The organism is Amycolatopsis sp. NPDC004079 (assembly GCF_040610415.1).
GTDB classification, from domain to species: domain Bacteria; phylum Actinomycetota; class Actinomycetes; order Mycobacteriales; family Pseudonocardiaceae; genus Amycolatopsis; species Amycolatopsis halotolerans.
Map to the genome: position 1 here is coordinate 22517 of NZ_JBEXMH010000039.1, position 16594 is coordinate 39110.

Below are 16594 nucleotides of genomic sequence, written 5' to 3' on the forward strand. Positions count from 1 at the left end.
GGTGTGCCGTCCTAGAGTGGCGGCGTGGATGAAGCGGGTGTCGAGGTGCGGGGCGCGATCGCCACGTACCTCGACCACCTCGTCGTCGAGCGCGGCACCGCCCGCAACACCCTCGACAGCTACTCCCGCGACCTCCGCCGCTACGCCGCCCATCTGGAAGCGGCGGGGGTCGCGAGGCTGGCCGAGGTCACGCCCGCGCACGTCACGTCGTTCGGCGCCGCGCTGCGCGAGGGCGACGAGGAACACCAGCCGCTGGCCGCGTCGTCGGCCGCGCGAGCGCTCGTCGCGGTGCGGGGGCTGCACAAGTTCGCGCACGCCGACGGTCTCACCGAACACGACCCGGCCCGCGACGTCCGTCCGCCGGCCGCGGCGAAACGACTGCCCAAGGCGTTGCCGGTCAGGGACGTCCTCAAGCTGCTCGACACTCCGCCGCCGGACGGCGAACGCGCCTTGCGCGACCGCGCGCTGCTGGAGCTGCTGTACTCGACCGGAGCCCGGATTTCCGAGGCGGTCGGGCTCGATGTGGACGACGTGGACGACACCGAGCGCACCGTTCTGCTCGACGGCAAGGGCGGCAAACAACGGCTGGTTCCGATCGGCCGTCCCGCGTTGGAAGCACTCGACGCGTACCTGGTCCGAGCCCGTCCCGCGCTCGCCGCGAACGGCCGCGGCACCTCCGCGATCTTCCTCAACGCCCGCGGCAGCCGGCTTTCCCGGCAGAGCGCGTGGCAGGTCCTCAAGGACACCGCCGAGCGAGCCGGGATCACCGCCGCGGTCTCGCCGCACACCCTGCGCCACTCGTTCGCGACCCACCTGCTGGAGGGCGGCGCGGACGTCCGCGTGGTGCAGGAGCTGCTCGGCCACGCCTCGGTGACCACGACCCAGGTGTACACGCTCGTGACGGTGACGACGCTGCGAGAGGTCTACGCCACCGCGCATCCGCGCGCGCTGGGCTGAACGCTCAAGGCGTCCTAGAGCCTTCCCACGCTGCGGTGACTCGGCCCGCGCGGTCCGGCGCGGCGCTTTGCCGGTGCTCCGGAAATCCGCATAGGCTGCCGGAGACCCCGCCGAACAAGGAGCTTTCGCGCCATGTCGACACCGACCCCGAACCAGCCGGAGGACCCGGCAGCGCCAGCCGGGCCAGCCGGGTCCGCCGGGACCTCCGGTTCGGCCGCGGCGAACCTCGAGCACGCGCGGATCGCCACCCCGGCGGACCACGAGGGCGACGAGCCGGAACGGCCGCTGACCCGCGCCGAACGCGCCCGGATGCGGGCGAAAGAGCGCGCGGAGAGCGGGATCGGGCCGACCGGGCGCCCGCTGCGCGAGATCCCCGAGCCGCCGCCGCTGGAGCGGCACGGCCCGGCGCAGGTGCTCGCGATGTGCAACCAGAAGGGCGGCGTCGGCAAGACCACGTCCACGATCAACCTCGGGGCCGCGCTCGCCGAATGCGGCCGTCGCGTGCTGCTGGTCGACTTCGACCCCCAGGGCGCGCTGTCGGTCGGGCTCGGCATTCAGCCGCACGAACTGGACCAGACGGTCTACAACGTCATCATGGAGCGCTCGGTCCAGATCGAGGACGTGCTCCGCAAAACCCGCGTCGACGGCGTTGACCTGCTGCCGAGCAACATCGACCTGTCCGCGGCGGAGGTCCAGCTCGTCGCAGAGGTAGGGCGCGAGCACACGTTGTTACGGGTCCTTCGTCCGGTGATGAACGACTACGACTATGTTCTTGTCGACTGCCAGCCCTCGCTCGGCCTGTTGACGGTGAACGCATTGACCGCCGCGGACGGTGTGATCATCCCCCTGGAGTGCGAGTTCTTCAGTCTGCGAGGCGTCGCGCTCCTGATCGACACGATCGAGAAGGTGCAGGAACGCCTCAACCCCAAACTGGACATCACGGGGATTCTCGCCACGATGTACGACCCGAGAACCCTGCACTCGAAGGAGGTCATGGCTCGCGTGGTCGAGGCATTCGGCGACACCGTGTTCGACACGGTGATCAACCGCACCGTGCGGTTCCCCGAGACGACGGTCGCGGGCGAGCCCATCACGACCTGGGCCCCCAAGTCCGCCGGCGCCGCGGCTTACCGCGCGCTGGCCCGCGAGGTGATCGCTCGGTGAGCAGGCGCGCTTCCCTGCCCGGAGCGTCGGAACTCTTCCGCCTCACCTCCAGCCCGGCGACCCCAGCACTAGAACGTCCCTCCGTGCCCGCTCCGGCGGAACCGGTGGTCCCGCGCAGCACACCGAGCGCTCCGGCGGACACCGACCAGCTGGCCCGCAACGCGGCGCGCAGCGGGTCCGGGCGCACCAAGCACGACGCGAAGATCACCGTCTACGTGTCCGGCGAGGAACTGCTCGCGATGGAGCAGGCCCGGCTGAACCTCCGCGCCAAGCACGAGCTGGTCGTCGACCGCGGCAGGCTGGTCCGCGAGGCGGTCGCCGTGCTGCTCGCCGACTTCGACCAGCGCGGCGAGGAATCCGTGCTGGTGCAGCGATTGCGGTCCGGCGCCGAGGACGGCGGAACCGAGGACTGATGGACGAACCGGCATCGGCCGAGCTGCCGGAGCCGGAAGCGGCAGTCTCGGATAGCACCGCGGCCGCGGAAGTTCCGGAGGACACCGCTGCTCCGGAGGCTCCCGAGGCAGCCCCGGCCGAGCACGAGACGGTGCACGGCGGGACCATCCCCGAGGGATACGCCGCCGCCGACGAGAACGCCTCGAAGTTCAAGGTGCGGCTGCAGAACTTCGAGGGCCCGTTCGACCTGCTGCTGCAGCTGATCTCGCAGCACCAGCTGGACGTCACCGAGGTCGCCCTGCACACGGTCACCGACGATTTCATCGCCTACACCCGCGCGCTCGGCCCGGACTGGAACCTCGACGAGACCACCGAATTCCTGGTGATCGCGGCGACCCTGCTCGACCTCAAGGCCGCGCGGCTGCTGCCGTCGGCCGAGGTCGAGAACGAGGACGACCTGGCCCTGCTGGAAGCCCGCGACGTGCTGTTCGCGCGGATGCTGCAGTACCGCGCGTACAAGCAGGTGGCCGCGCTGTTCGGCGAGCTGGAAGAGGGCGCGCTGCGGCGGTACCCGCGGTCGGTGGCGCTGGAGGAGCGGTATCTCGGGCTGCTGCCGGAGGTGATGCTGGGCGTCACGCCGGAGCGGTTCGCGGAGATCGCGGTCGCGGTGTTCCGGCCGAAACCGCCGCCTCAGGTGTCGATCGCGCACATCCACATGGGACGGGTGTCCGTGCGCGAGCACGCGGCGCTGCTGCGGCTGAAGCTCGCCGAGGCCGGGCAGGCGACGTTCAAGGAACTGACCTCCGACTGCGAGCACACGGTGGAGGTCGTGGCCCGGTTCCTCGCGCTGCTGGAGCTGTACCGCGAATCGTCGGTGCAGTTCGACCAGCTGGAGGCACTGGCGGAACTGCACGTCCGCTGGACCGGCGGCAGCGTGGCCGAGGCGTCCGCCGCCGCCGAGCACGACCGCGCGGCGGCCGAGGAGGAGGAATACGGGTGAGCACCGAAGACGACCGCGCACCGGCGGTGGAGGAGACTCCGGCTGCTCCGGCGGAAGAGGCTCAGATCGAGGCCGGACAAGCCGCGGCCGAGCCGGTCGAGGATGCCGCGGCCGAGCCGGAAACCCCGCCGCAGCCCGGAAACGAGGCCGAGGCGGACCCCGTTGACGCCGTCGAGCCGGAACCGGCGCCGGAATCCGAAGCCGCGGAGCCAGCCGAGGCCGAGCCGGAAACCGCTGAAGCCGCACCGGAAGCTGACGGAACCCCGGATGCCGAGCCGGAAGCCGAGCCAGCCGACGACGAAGGACTGGTCGCCGTGGACAGCGGCCTGCCCAGCGTCGAGTCGGACGAGGCGCTCGAAGCCGCCCTCGAAGCGCTGCTGCTGGTCGTGGATTCGCCTATCGCGGAGGATTCCCTCGCCGAAACGCTGCAGCAGCCGGTCGCCAGGGTGACCGTCGCGCTGCGCACGATGGCGCAGAAGTTCACCGAGCGCGCGAGCGGGATCGACCTGCGGCGCGTGGGCGAAGGGTGGCGGTTCTACACTAGGGACACCTACGCCCCGTTCGTGGAGAAGCTCCTGCTGGACGGCCAGCGGTCGAAGCTGACCAGGGCCGCGCTGGAGAGCCTCGCCGTGATCGCGTACCGGCAGCCGGTCACCCGGGCCCGGGTCGCCGCGGTGCGCGGGGTGAACGTGGACGGCGTGATCCGGACCCTGCTGGCGCGGGGGCTCATCGAGGAGATGGGCACCGACCCGGAGACCACGGGCACGCTGTACGTGACGACCGAGCTGTTCCTGGAGCGACTGGGGCTGTCGTCGCTGAACGACCTTCCCCCGATCGCTCCGCTGCTACCCGAAGTGGACACCATCGATGACATCTGACGAACACCCCGACGGCATCCGCCTGCAGAAGGTCCTGTCGCAGGCTGGCGTGGCGTCGCGCCGGGCGGCCGAGGACCTGATCGCGGCCGGCCGGGTGGAGGTGGACGGCGAGGTCGTCACCGAGCTGGGCCGCCGCGTGCACCCGGACGAGGCGGTGATCCACGTCGACGGCACGCGGGTCAACCTCCGCGACGACCTCGTGTACCTCGCGTTCAACAAGCCCAAGGGCGTGCACTCCACGATGTCGGACGACCGGGGCCGCCCGTGCGTCGGCGACTACCTGCGCGGCCGGTGGGAGGAGACCCCCGGCGTCGTGCACGTCGGGCGGCTCGACGAGAACACCGAGGGCCTGCTGCTGCTGACCAACGACGGCGACCTCGGGCACCGGCTGATGCACCCGTCGTACCGGGTGCTCAAGACCTACTTCGCCGAGGTCGAGGGCCTGGTGCCGCGCGGGCTGGGCAAGGAGCTGCGTGCGGGCTGGGAGCTGCCGGACGGGATCGTGAAGGTCGACCAGTTCCGGGTCAAGGACATGCATTCCGGCCGGAGCATGATCGAGCTGGTGATCCACGAGGGCCGCAAGCACATTGTCCGCAGGCTGATGGCGGCCACCGGGCACCCGGTCCGCAAGCTCGTGCGCACCGCGGTCGGCGACGTGCAGCTCGGCAATCAGCGCCAGGGCACCATCCGCAGGCTCAACCGCGGCGAGGTCGGCACGCTGTACCGCACCGTGGGACTCTGACCGGTTCCCCACTTTCGGCCCTGATGCGGGGCACCGGTGCCCCGGTTGAGTTGTCGGCACCCGACGACGACTCTGGAGGGCGACGGGAATGCGTGTGCTGACAGGGCTGTGCGCCGCCGCGGTGCTGGCCGCAGGAGCGGTGGTGCCGGCGGCCGCTACGGCCGCCCCGGCGAGAACCGGAAGCGAACCGGTGTACGACTACGCCGGGGCGATCCGCGAAACCGTGTGGGTCGACATCGGCCGGGACGGCGACGGGGACGGCGTCCCGGACCGGGTCGCCGCCGACATCGTGCGGCCGAGGGAACCGGCCGCGGCGGGCAAGAAGATCCCGGTGATCATGGACGCCAGCCCGTACTACTCCTCGGTGGGGCGCGGCAACGAAACCCAGTTCAAGACCTACGACGCGCAGGGCCGCCCGGTCGGTTTCCCGCTGTTCTACGACAACTACTTCGTGCCGCGCGGGTACGCGACGGTGCTCGTGGACCTGGCGGGCACCAACCGGTCGACCGGGTGCGTCGACGTCGGCGGCGGCTCGGACGTCCAGTCGGCCAAGAAGGTCGTGGACTGGCTGAACGGCCGCGCGACCGGCTACACCGCGAAGACCGGCGGCACGAAGATGTCGGCGGACTGGAGCGACGGCGGCGTCGGGATGATCGGCAAGTCCTACGACGGCACCATCGCCAACGGCGTCGCCTCGACCGGCGTCGAGGGGCTCAAGACCATCGTGCCGATCTCCGCGATCAGCTCCTGGTACGACTACTACCGCTCGGACGGCGCCTCGTTCGGCTTCAACCCGGACGGGCTCGCGCAGACCGTCGAGCGGCGCAACGGCGGCCAGGATTGTTCGGCGCAGAACCGGAAACTCGCCGACGGCGCGACCGCGAACGGCGACTACGGTCCGCTGTGGGCGGAGCGCGACTACGTGGCGAACGCGAAGAACGTGCGCGCCAGCGTGTTCGTCTCGCACGGCGTGAACGACCTGAACGTCATGCCGATCAACTACGGCCAATGGTGGGACGCGCTCGCCGCGAAGGGCGTGCAGCGCAAGATCTGGCTCGCGCAGACCGGCCACGTCGACCCGTTCGACTACCGGCGCACCGAGTGGGTCGACACCTTGCACCGGTGGTTCGACCACTACCTGATGGGCATCGACAACGGCATCGAGAAGGAACCGATGGCGACCGTCGAGCGCCAGCCGGACCAGTGGGCGAACGAAGCGACCTACCCGGCTCCGGGCACTAAGGCCACGGTCCTGCGTCCGCAGCCCGGCCCTACGCCTGGCGTCGGCACGCTCGGCACCGCGGGCAGCCGGGGCACCGCGTCGTTCACCGACAACCCGCAGGTGGGGGAGAACGACTGGGCGGCGAATCCGTCGGCCACCTCGGCGAACCGCGTGCTCTACAGCACCGCCGCGCTCACCTCGCCGGTGCAGGTCTCGGGCACCTCGTCGATCACCGTGACGGCAACGCCGAGCACCTCGACCGCGCGGCTGTCGGCGATGCTGGTGGACTACGGCCCGGCGACGATCCGCAACTTCTCGGGCCCCGGCGAAGGAATCGTGACCGGCACGGACCGCACGTGCTGGGGTTCGAGCACCGACGGCGACAGCGCTTGCTACAAGGTGACCAGCGCGGACACGAAGAACGTGGACTACACGATCATCAGCCGCGGCTGGGCGGACCTGGCGAACTACCAGTCCCTGAGCCGGGAAGCGAAGCTCACGCCGGGCAAGGCGTACACGATGACGTTCCGGCTCGCGAGCACGGACCACGTCGTCCCGGCCGGACACCGGCTGGCACTGGTGATCGGCGGGACGGACAACGGTTTCGTCACCGCGCCCGCGAATCCGCCGAAGCTGACCATCGACCTGGCCAAGACCTCGGCCCGGGTTCCGCTGGTCGGTGCGGTTCCGGCGCGCCCGTGGACGGAATCCGCTCCGGCGGGTCCGCTGGCGCACGTTCCCGCGGCCGCGCGCTTCGACCTGCGCTGACAAAAGCCGTGAGGGGAACCCTGAGGGACTCTGATTCCCTCGGGGTTCCCCTCACGGACGTCAGCTGGCGGTGACGGTTTCCTTCGCGGCGGCCTTGCGCTGCAAGGCTTTCGCGATCGGCTCGACCACTCGCGCCGCGGTCGGGCCGAGGATCGCCATCAACAGCACATAAGCCGTAGCGAGCGCGGCCAGTTCGCCGTCCACCGCGCCAGCTGTCACCGCCAGCCCGGCGATGACGATCGAGAATTCGCCCCGCGCGACCAAAGCCGCACCGGCACGGGCCCGGCCCAACCGGCCGATCTTCTGCCTTCGCGCGGCCCACCACCCGGTGGCCACCTTCGTCAGCGTCGTCACCACGGCGAGCACCGCGGCCCATCCGAGCACCGGCGGGATCGACGCCGGGTTGGTGTTCAGCCCGAAGACCACGAAGAACATCGCCGCGAACAGGTCCCGCAGCGGCTCCAGCAACCGGGTCGCGTTGTGCGCGGTCGACCCGGACACCGCGATGCCGAGCAGGAACGCGCCTACCGCGGCGGAGACCTGCAGCGCCGACGCGATCCCGGCCACCAGCAGCGCCGCGCCGAGGATCTTGAGCAGGAACACTTCCCGGTCGTCGCTGTCCACCAGCGCCGAGACGTAGCGGCCGAACTTGAGCGCGATCACCAGCACCACGGTGATCACGAGCAGCGAGATGCCGACCGCCTCCAGCCCGCCGAGCAGGCTGACCCCGCCGAGGATCGCGGTGAGGATCGGCAGGTACAGCGCCATCACGAGGTCCTCGAACACGAGGATCGACAGCACCACCGGCGTCTCGCGGTTGCCGAGCCGGCCGAGGTCGCCGAGGACCTTCGCGATGATGCCGGACGACGAGATGTACGTGACGCCCGCCATCACGAACGCGCCGATCGGGCCCCAGCCCAGGATCAGCGCGACCGCCGCGCCGGGCGCGGCGTTGAGCACGATGTCCACCAGACCGGCGGTCCAGGACCGCCGCATGCCGGTGAACAGTTCGGCCGCGGAGTACTCCAGGCCGAGCAGCAGAAGCAGCAGCACCACGCCGATTTCGCTGGCGAGGTGGGCGAAATCGCCGATGTCGGCGAGGGGGATCAGGCCGCCGGAGCCGAAGCACAGGCCGCCGAGGAGGTACAGGGGGATGGGGGAGAGGCCGATCCGGCCGGCGAGCCTGCCGAGCGCGCCGAGCACGAAGAAGACCGCGCCGAGTTCGACCAGGGAGAGTGCGGTGTGATCCATCAGCCGTGCTTGAGGATCTTGGCGGCGGCTTCCAGGCCCTCGGACGTGCCGACCACGACCAGCAGGTCGCCGGCGGTGAAGAGGAAGTCCGGCGTCGGCGACGGGTGCACCTGGCCCGCCCGCATCACCGCCACGATCGAGACGCTGGTGCGCGTGCGCATCGCGGTGTCGCCGAGCGAACGGCCGTCGAACGGGCTGTCCGACGTGATCGGCAGCTGCTTCGTGTTGATGCCCGGCAGCTCGCGGTGCTCCTCGTTCAGCTGCGCGACCAGCTGCGGCGCGCCCAGCAGGTTCGAGAGCGCGCCCGCCTCGTCCGCGGTCAGCGGCAGCGACGCGAGGCAGGCGTCCGGATCATCCGATTTGGAGACGATCAGCTCGATCTTGCCGTCCCGCTGGGTGACGACGCCGATGCGGCGTCCCGCGCGGGTGGCGAAGTCCTTGCGGACACCGATTCCGGGAAGGGGGGTGACTTCGACGTTCACGTCAGCCACGGTAACTCATTGTCCGATTCGCGGCGTTCAGCCCAGCAGGAACAGCGCCGCCGTCACGGCCATGAGCGCGGCCGTCGCGCCGTGCACGCCGTAGGCCATTCCCTTCTTGCCCTTGTGCCGCAGGATGATCAGCATGTCGCAGACCGGCATGACGGTCGCGGCCAGCAGCAGCCAGCCGACCAGCTGCGGGCTGCCCGCCAGCATCGCGACGCCGAGGATCAGCCCGGTGCCGAGGTCGCGGTCGCCCTTGATCTCGAAGAACGCCGTCGAGCCGGTCGGGATCTCCCGCAGGCCGAACGTCGCGGCGGTCTTCGCCGGGGCGAACAGATAGGTGAAGCCGACGTAGATGATCCCGAGGACAGGGATGGCGGCGAGGACGTAGGCGGCGATCAGCATGGGGACCCTCCGAGGGAGTTAGCAGTGCTAGGAGCGAGTGCAACGCTAACTTAGCGGCGCTAGCTTGTCTAGCGCTGCCTGAACTTGCGCCGCGGACACCGCCTGAGGTGCCGGGATCGGCTACGGGCAGAATGAACCGGACCGGGAGTGCGGACGAACGTGAGGAGAACATCGGTGACGGGAGCCCTACGTGGGGTGGTCGCGCTGGACGGCCCGTCGGGAACCGGCAAGACCACGGTGGCGCGCAAGCTCGCCCGCCGGCTGAGCGCCCGCTACCTCGACACCGGAGCGATGTACCGCGTCGTCACGCTGGCCGTGCTGCGGGCCGGGATCGACCTCGCCGACGAACACGCGATCGGCGCGCTCGCGCACGACGTCGACTTCGCGCTCGGCACCGACCCGGAGCGGCCGGACGTGCGGCTGCACGGCGAGGACGTGGCCGCCGAGATCCGCGGCCCCGAGGTGACTGGCGCGGTGTCGCCGGTGTCGGCCGTGCCGCAGGTGCGCGAGGTGCTCGTCGCCCGCCAGCGCCGGATCATCGCCGACGCGATCGAGGACGAGGGCGGCATCGTCGTGGAGGGCCGCGACATCGGCACCACTGTCGCGCCGGACTCGCCGCTCAAGATCTACCTGACCGCCTCGGCCGAGGTCCGCGCCGCGCGGCGGAACACCCAGGACTCCGCGGCGGGCCGCGCCTCGAGCGTCGAATCCGCCCGCGAATCGGTGGAGCGCCGCGACCGGATCGACTCCACCCGCGCCGCCTCGCCGCTGCGCGCGGCCGGGGACGCGGTCCAGGTGGACACCTCGGAGCTGACGATCGACCAGGTGATCGTCGCGCTGGCCGAACTCGCCCGCGGCCGGGGCCTGCTCGGCGACTGCCCGGCCGAACCGGCCGCCGCCGAAGCCGGGGTCAGCCGGTGAGCGGCGCCCTCCCCGAGGGGGCGAACGGCCTCCTGCACGACATCGGCCGGATCTCCGGCCGGTATTATCTGCGTCCGGCGTTCCGGATCCGGGTGCACGGCCGCGACCGGGTGCCCGCCGACGGGCCGCTCGTGGTGATCGCGAACCACAGCTCGAACGCCGATCCGCAGCTGGTGATCGGAATGCTTCCGCGGCGCAGCGCGTTCTTGGCCAAGGCCGAGCTGTTCACGGGGATCGGAGGCCGGTTCCTGCGGGCGATCGGCCAGATCCCGGTCCGCCGGGGCGAGATCGACCGGACGCCGCTGACCACGGCGGTCGGGGTGCTCAAGGCGGGCGGGGCGATCGGGATCTTCCCGGAGGGCACGCGCGGCGAGGGCGACGTCGGGGCCGCTGAACGCGGCGCGGCGTGGCTGGTGCGCGCTTCGGGAGCCACCGTGCTGCCGATCGCGATCCGCGGGACGCGCAAGCCCGCCGACGGCAAGCGCCGCTGGCGCCCGCGCGTGGACCTCCTCTTCGGGGAGCCGTTCGCGATGAAGGTCGGTCCAGGCCGCAAAGGCCTGGACCAGGGCACCGAAGAGCTCCGCGCGCAGCTCGCGGCGCTCGTACAGGCTTTGGACGACTGGCGCGGCGAACACGGGTTCGCCACGCCGTAGGTGAAGTGGGAAACGATGACAGGGTTTGACGCTGCCGCAGACAGTGCGGTGGACGGTCTCGGCGAGGTCGACGGAAGCTGGTCGGACGAGTCCGAGTTCGCCGCGCTCGACGCGCAGATCGAGGCCGAGGAAGCCGACGGCCGGGCGGCCGCCGCGCAGCCGGTGCTCGCCGTGGTCGGCAGGCCGAACGTGGGCAAGTCCACGCTGGTCAACCGCATCCTCGGCCGCCGGGAAGCGGTCGTGCAGGACGTGCCGGGCGTGACGCGCGACCGCGTCGCCTACGACGCGTTCTGGGCCGGTCGCCGGTTCACGCTCGTCGACACCGGCGGCTGGGAGCCCGACGCCACCGGCCTGCAGGCCTCGGTCGCGGTGCAGGCCGAGATGGCCATGCAGACCGCGGACGCGGTGCTGCTGGTCGTCGACGCGACGGTCGGGGCCACCGCCACCGACGAGGCCGTCGCGCGCGTGCTGCGCCGCTCCAAGAAGCCGGTGCTGCTGGCCGCGAACAAGGTGGACGACGACCGGTTGCTGGCCGACACCGCGTCGCTGTGGTCGCTGGGCCTCGGCGAGCCGTACCCGGTCAGCGCGCTGCACGGGCGCAGCTCCGGCGACCTGCTCGACGCCATCATGGCCGCGCTGCCCGAGGCGCCCCGCGAAGCCGGCACAGTGACCGCCGGGCCGCGCCGCGTCGCGCTGGTCGGCAAGCCGAACGTCGGCAAGTCCAGCCTGCTCAACCGGATTTCCGGCGAGCAGCGCTCGGTGGTCGACTCGGTCGCGGGCACCACGGTCGACCCGGTCGACTCGCTGGTCGAGCTGGACGGCGAGGTCTGGCGGTTCGTGGACACCGCGGGCCTGCGCAAGCGCGTCAACTTCGCCGACGGCGCGGAGTACTACGCGTCGCTGCGCACCAAGACCGCGATCGACGCGGCGGAGGTCGCGCTCGTGCTGCTGGACGCCTCGGAACCGCTGACCGAACAGGACCTGCGGGTGCTGACGATGGTGGTCGAGGCGGGCCGCGCGTGCGTGCTCGTGTTCAACAAGTGGGACCTGGTCGACGAGGACCGCCGGTACGCCATGGTGCGCGAGCTGGACCGCGGCCTCGTGCGGGTGCCGTGGGCGGAGAAGGTCAACGTCTCCGCGCTCACCGGGCGCGCGGTGCGCAAGCTCGCGCCCGCCCTGCGCACGGCGCTGTCGTCGTGGGACCAGCGCGTCTCGACCGGCCAGCTCAACGGCTGGCTGTCCGACCTCGTCGCGGCCACGCCGCCGCCGGTGCGCGGCGGCAAGCAGCCGAAGGTGCTGTTCGCGACGCAGGCGGGCATCCGTCCGCCGACGCTGGTGCTGTTCACCACCGGGTTCCTCGAGGCCGGCTACCGCCGGTTCATCGAGCGGAAATTCCGCGAGCAGTTCGGCTTCGCGGGAAGTCCCGTCCGGGTGAATGTGCGCGTCCGCGAAAAGAAGCAGAAGCCGAAGGCCGGCGGAAAAGCGGCCCGCAACCGCTGACCGGCAAACGCCCCAATGCCACATTGGGTGCATTGGACGCACCCAATGTGGCATTCGGTGCGTGAGATGCACCCAATGCCACATTGGGGTTATCCCTTGCCGGACCTGCGCTTGGTGACGTCCGACACGCGGCCGTTACCCGGACGCGACCTGGGCTTGATTGCCGCGTAAGGTGGACGGTCGCTACGGGCGCCTCATTCGGACGGCAAGCCCGAATGACGCTCGCGAAAGGTGAGTGATGGGCTTGCGCGCCCAGAGTTCGTCCCTGTCCCGTTCGTTCCGGAATACCGGAGCGCGCCCGGCCGCCGAGGTGGCCCGGTGACGCTGACCGCCGATTCCGGCAGCACCGAAGCCCTGACTCTCGCCGTCGAGGCCGCGCTCTCGCCCGCTCTGTTCGAGACCGCCGCCCCGGCCGCCGAGCGCACCCTCCTGGACATCCTCACCGCCACCGCGGAGAAGCACCCGAACGCCGCCGCGCTCGACGACGGCACCGGTCCGCTGAGCTACCGCCGGCTGACGGAAGAGATCGACGCGTACGCCCGCAAGCTGCGCGAACACGGCGTCGGCCGCGGCGACCGGGTCGGCATCCGGATCTCCTCCGGCTCCGCCGAGCTGTACGTCGCGATCCTGGCGACGCTGTCGGTCGGCGCGGCGTACGTGCCGGTCGACGCGGACGACCCCGACGAGCGCGCTGAGCTGGTGTTCGGCGAGGCCGGCGTCGCCGCGATCGCCACCGACGGCGAGATCACCGCCACTGGGACCCCGAGCGGCGCCATCGGCGAGCCCGGTCCGGCCGACGACGCGTGGATCATCTTCACCTCCGGTTCCACCGGCAAGCCGAAGGGCGTCGCGGTCACGCACGCCTCGGCGGCGGCCTTCGTGGACGCCGAAGCACAGCTTTTCCTGACCGACGAACCGATCGGCCCCGGAGACCGGGTGCTGGCCGGGCTGAGCGTCGCGTTCGACGCCTCCTGCGAAGAGATGTGGCTGGCCTGGCGGCACGGCGCCTGCCTGGTGCCCGCGCCGCGCGCGCTGGTGCGCACCGGCGTCGACCTGGGCCCGTGGCTCGTCGCGCAGGGCATCACTGTCGTGTCGACGGTGCCGACGCTGGCCGCGCTGTGGCCGGCGGACGCGCTGGAAGACGTCCGTCTGCTCATCTTCGGCGGCGAAGCCTGCCCGCCGGAGCTGGCCGAGCGCGTGGCCGTCGAAGGCCGCGAAGTGTGGAACACCTACGGCCCCACTGAGGCGACCGTCGTCGCCTGTGCCGCGCAGATGACCGGCGAGGGTCCGGTGCGGATCGGGCTGCCGCTGGTCGGCTGGCAGCTCGTCGTGGTGAACGAAGAGGGCGAGCCGGTCGCCATGGGCGAGACCGGCGAGCTGGTCATCGGCGGGGCCGGGCTGGCCCGCTACCTCGACGCGGAGAAGGACGCGCAGAAGTTCGCGCCGCTGCCGTCGATGGGCTGGGAGCGCGCCTACCGCAGCGGCGACATGGTCCGCGCGGAGCCGGAAGGCCTGCTGTTCCTCGGCAGGCTCGACGAGCAGATCAAGCTCGGCGGTCGCCGGATCGAGCTGGGCGAGGTCGACGCGGCCCTGCAGGCGCTGCCCGGCGTGCGCGGCGCGGCCGCCGCGGTCCGCCGCACCAAGGCGGGCAACCAGGTCCTGGTCGGCTACATCGTCTCCGACGACGGCGAAACCCTCGACACCGACGACGCCGCGACCCGGCTGCGGGCGCAACTGCCCGCCGCGCTGGTGCCGCTGCTCGCGACGATCGAGGACCTGCCGACCCGCACGTCCGGCAAGGTCGACCGCAACGCGCTGCCGTGGCCGCTGTCCACTGTGGACGCGAGCGCGGCCGGGCTTTCGCCGACCGAGGCGTGGCTCGCCGAAGGCTGGAGCGAAATCCTCGGCGTGTCGGTGAGCAACGCCAGCGCCGACTTCTTCACCAACGGCGGCGGCAGCCTCACCGCGGCGCAGCTGATCGCGCGCATCCGCACCCGCCACCCCGAGGTGTCGGTCAGCGACATCTACCAGAACCCGAAGCTCGGCGCGCTGGCCGCGAAGCTGGACGCGCTGAGCGGCGAGGAGACCGAGCGCCGCGAGATCGCGCCGACGTCGCGCCGCGCCGGGCTCGTGCAGTCCCTGCTGATGGTCCCGCTGATGGGCCTCGTCGGGCTGCGCTGGACCACGCTCGCCGCCGCCTGCTCGAACGTGCTGGCGCTGCTGGGCATTTCCTGGGCGCCGACGCTGAACTGGGCTTGGCTGGCGCTCGCGTGGCTCGTGCTGTTCACCCCGGCGGGGCGGATCGCCATCGCCGCGGGCGGCGCGCGCGTGCTGCTGTCCGGGGTGCGTCCCGGCACATACCCGCGCGGCGGGAGTGTCCACTTGCGACTGTGGACCGCCGAGAAGCTCGCTGAGTTCAGCGGTGCGGACAGCGTCGCGGGCGCGTCGTGGATGACGACCTACGCGAAGGCGCTCGGCGCGCGCATCGGCAAGGACGTCGACCTGCACTCGCCGCCGCCGGTCACCGGTTTCCTCAAGCTGGGCCGCGGCGCGGCGGTGGAGCCCGAGGTCGATCTGTCCGGCCACTGGGTCGACGGCGACGTCGTGCACATCGGCAAGACGCGGATCGGGGCCGAGGCCCGGGTCGGCGCGCGCAGCACGCTGTTCCCCGGCGCCCGGATCGGCAAGGGCGCGGAGATCGCCGCCGGTTCGACCGTGCGCGGCGCGGTCCCGGCGGGCCAGCGCTGGGCCGGTTCGCCCGCGGTGCGCTCGGACGTCAAGGACGCGCTGAAGTGGCCGTCGAGCCGTCCGCCGCGCTCGCGGTTCTGGGCTTCGGTGTACGGCGCGACCTCGGTGCTGCTCGGGCTGCTGCCCGGGATCGCCGCGCTGCCCGGCGTCGCGGTGATCGGGTACGCGGTCGCCGGCGCCTCGAGCTTGAGCGCCGCGCTGGGCCAGGCGCTGCTGTTCGTGCCGGTCGCGACCGTCGCCTACTTCCTGACGTACGCGCTGCTCGTGCTGGCCGGTGTCCGCGCGCTGGGCGTCGGCATGGTCGAGGGCTACCACCCGGTGCACGGCCGCGTCGCGTGGCAGGTCTGGGCCACCGAGCGGCTGATGGGGATGGCCCGCGAAGGCCTGTTCCCGTTGTACGCCAGCCTGTTCACGCCGGTGTGGCTGCGGCTGCTCGGCGCGAAGGTCGGCCGCAACGTCGAGGCGTCCACCGTCCTCGCGCTGCCGAAGATGACCAAAGTGGACAGCGGCGCGTTCCTGGCCGACGACACCATGGTCGCCACCTACGAACTGGGCCACGGCTGGCTGCACGCCGCCCCGGCGCGCATCGGCAAGCAGGCGTTCCTCGGCAACTCGGGGATGACCGCGCCGGGCCGTTCGGTGCCGAAGCGCGGGCTGGTCGGGGTGCTGTCCTCGACGCCGGCGAAGGCGAAGAAGGGCTCGTCGTACCTGGGCATGCCGCCGCTGCCGGTGCGCCGCGCGGTGGAGGAGAGCGACACCAGCCGCACGTACACGCCGCCGCTGCACCTCAAGGCGGCGCGGGCGCTGGTCGAGCTGTGCCGGATCCTGCCGGTGATGTGCGCGGTCGCGCTGACCGTCGGCGTCGCGTTCGCGCTGCTCGCGCTGGCGGCGTGGGGCGGTTTCTGGGCGGCCGCGCTGCTGGCCGGGCCGGTGCTGCTGGCCGCCGGGATCGTCGCGGCGCTCACCGCGACCGCGGCGAAGTGGCTGCTGGTCGGCAAGTTCCGTGAGATCGACCATCCGCTGTGGAGTTCGTTCGTGTGGCGCAACGAGCTGGCTGACACGTTCGTCGAGGCGCTCGCGGTGCCGTGGCTGATCGGGTCGCTCGGCGGCACGCCGCTGCTGCCCGCGTGGCTGCGCACGATGGGCGTCAAGATCGGCCGCGGCGTGTGGCTCGACACCTACTGGCTGCCCGAGTCCGACCTGGTCGCTCTCGGCGACGGCGCGACGATCAACCGCGGCTGCGTCGTACAGACGCACCTGTTCCACGACCGGATCATGACCATGTCGCGGGTGACGCTCGAAGAAGGCGCGACGCTCGGCCCGCACGGGATCGTGCTGCCGGGCGCGAGCATCGGCGCGCGCACCACGGTGGGCCCCGGCTCGCTCGTGACGCGCGGCGACGCGGTGCCCGCCGACAGCCGCTGGCTCGGCAATCCGATCTCGGCCTGGCGGCGGTGAGGGCACGACCGTTGCGGACCCCGTCCCGGCGCCTCATCCTGGAAAAGATCAC

At 71.7% G+C, this 16594-nt stretch carries 14 protein-coding genes; 11 read left to right on the top strand and 3 right to left on the bottom strand.

Annotated elements, in window-relative coordinates; genetic code table 11:
• Positions 1–24 precede the first annotated feature (24 nt).
• The 7 genes from xerD to ABZX37_RS31870 all read left to right on the top strand — a co-directional run bounded on the left by xerD (position 25) and on the right by ABZX37_RS31870 (position 7124).
• The gene (gene xerD / locus ABZX37_RS31840) at positions 25–957 is read left to right on the top strand and encodes a site-specific tyrosine recombinase XerD (protein WP_354745818.1); all 933 of its coding nucleotides are present in this window, start codon (positions 25–27) and stop codon (positions 955–957) included.
• 132 nt (positions 958–1089) lie between these two features.
• Entirely contained in the window at positions 1090–2121 is a 1032-nt protein-coding gene (locus ABZX37_RS31845; protein ID WP_344277542.1) for an AAA family ATPase, read from the top strand.
• Positions 2118–2534, top strand: a complete 417-nt coding sequence (locus ABZX37_RS31850; protein ID WP_354745820.1) for a cobyrinic acid a,c-diamide synthase — start codon at positions 2118–2120, stop codon at positions 2532–2534. Before ABZX37_RS31845 ends, ABZX37_RS31850 begins: the two co-directional genes overlap by 4 nt.
• The gene (locus tag ABZX37_RS31855; RefSeq protein WP_354745822.1) at positions 2534–3514 is read left to right on the top strand and encodes a segregation/condensation protein A; all 981 of its coding nucleotides are present in this window, start codon (positions 2534–2536) and stop codon (positions 3512–3514) included. Before ABZX37_RS31850 ends, ABZX37_RS31855 begins: the two co-directional genes overlap by 1 nt.
• Positions 3515–3540: 26 nt before the next feature.
• A complete protein-coding gene (gene scpB, locus ABZX37_RS31860) occupies positions 3541–4392 on the top strand; it encodes an SMC-Scp complex subunit ScpB (RefSeq protein WP_354745908.1) in 852 nt (283 codons plus the stop codon).
• Positions 4382–5134 (top strand): pseudouridine synthase, encoded by a 753-nt coding sequence (locus tag ABZX37_RS31865; protein WP_182896874.1) that lies wholly within the window; start codon positions 4382–4384, stop codon positions 5132–5134. Before scpB ends, ABZX37_RS31865 begins: the two co-directional genes overlap by 11 nt.
• Positions 5135–5222: 88 nt before the next feature.
• Complete coding sequence (locus tag ABZX37_RS31870; protein ID WP_354745824.1) at positions 5223–7124, top strand: Xaa-Pro dipeptidyl-peptidase; 1902 nt, start codon at positions 5223–5225, stop codon at positions 7122–7124.
• A 60-nt stretch (positions 7125–7184) separates the two neighbouring features.
• Here ABZX37_RS31870 and ABZX37_RS31875 read toward each other — a convergent pair whose 3' ends face one another.
• The 3 genes from ABZX37_RS31875 to ABZX37_RS31885 are packed head-to-tail and all read right to left on the bottom strand — an operon-like array spanning position 7185 to position 9262.
• Positions 7185–8375 carry a cation:proton antiporter gene (locus ABZX37_RS31875; RefSeq protein ID WP_344277524.1) on the bottom strand — a complete coding sequence of 397 codons (1191 nt, stop codon included), beginning with the start codon at positions 8373–8375 and terminating at the stop codon, positions 7185–7187.
• A complete protein-coding gene (locus ABZX37_RS31880; protein ID WP_354745826.1) occupies positions 8375–8857 on the bottom strand; it encodes a cation:proton antiporter regulatory subunit in 483 nt (160 codons plus the stop codon). Before ABZX37_RS31880 ends, ABZX37_RS31875 begins: the two co-directional genes overlap by 1 nt.
• A 36-nt stretch (positions 8858–8893) precedes the next feature.
• Positions 8894–9262, bottom strand: coding sequence for a DUF4267 domain-containing protein (locus ABZX37_RS31885; RefSeq protein WP_354745828.1), 369 nt, complete (start codon positions 9260–9262; stop codon positions 8894–8896).
• Positions 9263–9457: 195 nt separating this feature from the next.
• Between ABZX37_RS31885 and cmk the strand changes: the two genes are divergently transcribed.
• The 4 genes from cmk to ABZX37_RS31905 all read left to right on the top strand — a co-directional run bounded on the left by cmk (position 9458) and on the right by ABZX37_RS31905 (position 16542).
• Positions 9458–10183 (top strand): (d)CMP kinase, encoded by a 726-nt coding sequence (gene cmk, locus ABZX37_RS31890; protein WP_354745910.1) that lies wholly within the window; start codon positions 9458–9460, stop codon positions 10181–10183.
• Positions 10180–10836 carry a lysophospholipid acyltransferase family protein gene (locus ABZX37_RS31895; protein ID WP_354745830.1) on the top strand — a complete coding sequence of 219 codons (657 nt, stop codon included), beginning with the start codon at positions 10180–10182 and terminating at the stop codon, positions 10834–10836. Before cmk ends, ABZX37_RS31895 begins: the two co-directional genes overlap by 4 nt.
• 15 nt (positions 10837–10851) lie before the next feature.
• Entirely contained in the window at positions 10852–12336 is a 1485-nt protein-coding gene (gene der / locus ABZX37_RS31900; RefSeq protein WP_354745832.1) for a ribosome biogenesis GTPase Der, read from the top strand.
• 318 nt (positions 12337–12654) lie between these two features.
• The gene (locus ABZX37_RS31905; protein ID WP_354745834.1) at positions 12655–16542 is read left to right on the top strand and encodes a Pls/PosA family non-ribosomal peptide synthetase; all 3888 of its coding nucleotides are present in this window, start codon (positions 12655–12657) and stop codon (positions 16540–16542) included.
• Positions 16543–16594 lie beyond the last annotated feature (52 nt).

Excerpts from the sequence above, each read along its gene's own strand:
- ABZX37_RS31875 (WP_344277524.1), bottom strand. The coding sequence starts at position 8,375 with ATGGATCACACCGCACTCTCCCTGGTCGAACTCGGCGCGGTCTTCTTC.
- ABZX37_RS31855 (WP_354745822.1), top strand. The coding sequence starts at position 2,534 with ATGGACGAACCGGCATCGGCCGAGCTGCCGGAGCCGGAAGCGGCAGTC.
- ABZX37_RS31885 (WP_354745828.1), bottom strand. The coding sequence starts at position 9,262 with ATGCTGATCGCCGCCTACGTCCTCGCCGCCATCCCTGTCCTCGGGATC.
- der (WP_354745832.1), top strand. The coding sequence starts at position 10,852 with ATGACAGGGTTTGACGCTGCCGCAGACAGTGCGGTGGACGGTCTCGGC.
- ABZX37_RS31865 (WP_182896874.1), top strand. The coding sequence starts at position 4,382 with ATGACATCTGACGAACACCCCGACGGCATCCGCCTGCAGAAGGTCCTG.
- ABZX37_RS31845 (WP_344277542.1), top strand. The coding sequence starts at position 1,090 with ATGTCGACACCGACCCCGAACCAGCCGGAGGACCCGGCAGCGCCAGCC.
- ABZX37_RS31870 (WP_354745824.1), top strand. The coding sequence starts at position 5,223 with ATGCGTGTGCTGACAGGGCTGTGCGCCGCCGCGGTGCTGGCCGCAGGA.